The sequence below is a fragment of the Pseudomonas sp. P5_A2_2 genome (assembly GCF_054177685.1).
Genome location: NZ_JBGCUL010000863.1, coordinates 1 through 1,897, shown reverse-complemented (window position 1 = coordinate 1,897; position 1,897 = coordinate 1). Strand labels below are relative to the sequence as shown.

3 protein-coding genes are annotated in these 1,897 nt (G+C 58.3%); all 3 read left to right on the top strand.

The window, feature by feature from the left end:
• On the top strand, positions 1-608 hold a 608-nt coding region (locus tag ACXRVY_RS26660), incomplete at its 5' end, for a major capsid protein (protein ID WP_458238690.1).
• Between the two features lie 50 nt (positions 609-658).
• Complete coding sequence (locus ACXRVY_RS26655) at positions 659-1,216, top strand: hypothetical protein (RefSeq protein WP_457265754.1); 558 nt, start codon at positions 659-661, stop codon at positions 1,214-1,216.
• Positions 1,217-1,278: 62 nt separating this feature from the next.
• The gene (locus tag ACXRVY_RS26650; RefSeq protein WP_457265753.1) at positions 1,279-1,782 is read left to right on the top strand and encodes a DnaT-like ssDNA-binding protein; all 504 of its coding nucleotides are present in this window, start codon (positions 1,279-1,281) and stop codon (positions 1,780-1,782) included.
• Positions 1,783-1,897: the final 115 nt, after the last annotated feature.

The window sequence follows — 1,897 nt, the reverse complement described above, 5'->3', positions numbered from 1 at the left end:
AGGTCCTGCTGAAGGATCAACTGAACACCGCCATCGCTGCTCTGGTAGCTGCGATCACTGCGCAGTCCGCTGCCGTAAACGACGTGTCCGCAACTGCGGGCATCACTCAGGCAGGTCTGAACAACGCGCATGCAAAGTTCGGTGATGCCAGCCAATCGATTGTTGCTCAGATCATGCAGGGCACCACCTGGCACAAGCTGGTTGGTCAAGCCATCGGCAATTCCACCAACCTGTTTGTGGCCGGCAACGTTCGCGTGGTCGACATCCTGGGTAAAGTCTCGGTTGTCACTGATGCTCCGGCCTTGATGCAGACTGGCACTCCGAACAAGGAAATCATCCTGGGGCTGGTAAGCGGCGCTGCATTGGTTCACGACAACCGCGACATCATCTCGAACGTTCAAACCGTCAACGGCAAAGAGCGAATCGAAACCACCATCCAAACCGATTACACGTTTGGCCTGGGCCTGAAGGGTTACACCTGGGACACCACCAACGGTGGCAAGTCTCCATCCAACGCGGCGCTGGCCACCGGCACCAACTGGGACAAAACCGCTGCCAGCATCAAGGACACCGCCGGTGTTGCTCTGATCGGTGATGCCTCCAAGTAACCCCTGATGGCGGAGCCGGRCTTCGTGCTCGGCTCGGCGAGGAAACGATCATGAGCAATAAGAACATCTGGTATTTACCTGGGCCATTCCACCAATACCGGGAAGACGTGAAGGCGTTGGCCAAGGAGGTCGGTCTGCGCATCATCGACGCGAACGTGACAGAGGGTCGGGACGACGAAGCCGACAACACTCCCGAAGTAACACTGAAAGAAGTGCCAGCTCCGGCAGCTATGGCTGTTGTTAGCGGCGATCAGAGCGAATTGGAAGAGCTGATCGGCAAGCTGCGGGCCGAGAGCGATACGGTCCGCGCCGTTATTGACGGTCTCGAAGCTGGCGAGATCGTGAAACCGGAATGCGGCGAATTGGCGATCCGTCTCTACGACGCGCTGGACCACATTCGTACCCAGGTGGATGAGCTGGCCACCAGTCGCGATTCTCTTGCTACGGACAACGAGACGCTGCGTGGGGAGATCGAATCTCTGAAGGCTGACGAAGGGCAGGAAGTCGAAGCCCTGAGAGCCAAGCTCGACGCGGCCGGCGTGACGTACCGGGCGAATGCTTCGAAAGAATCCTTGGAAAAGCTCATCGCTGATCTGCCCAAGGCGTGATACTGCGGGTGTTAGCATCACTGATGCCCAATCATTCAAAACTCATTCCAGCGAGATGATTCATGGCTCTCATCGTTGAGGACGGTACCGGCAAGCCAGACGCCGAAAGCTATGCGAGCGCCGAGGATTTGGTCATGTACGCCGGCAAGTTCGGCGTGACCATCCCGGGGGAAGTGCCCGCGCAGGAAGCGCTGTTGCGCCGAGCGGCCTTGGCGATGGATGGCATGAAGTGGAAGGGACGCAAGATGGACAGCGACCAGGCATTGTCCTGGCCGCGCCGGGGTATCGAACTGGATTACGAGTTCAAACCCGAGAACTACCTGCCGGCGCGCATCCAATACGGCCAGATGGCGTTGGCTGCTGAAATCCACACCGACGACATCGATCCGATCGAGAAGCGTAAAGGTGCGGTAACGCTGGAGCGCGTCGAGGGTGCGGTAACTCGCGAATACGCGACGATCCCCAACACCAGCGGCCGACTCTTGCCAGCGGCACCGGATCGCCCGAGCGCCACGCAGTTTGCTGACTATCTACAGAAGCGTGGGCTGTTTGCTGTCCGCGCATAGTGCTAGTTTTGGGGCTCAATAAAAAGGAGCTCAAACATGGCTGACAAATACACCGATGAAGAGCAGCAAGCGTGGGATCACTACTTTTCGGCAGCGCTCCCTCTCGCGAAAGCAG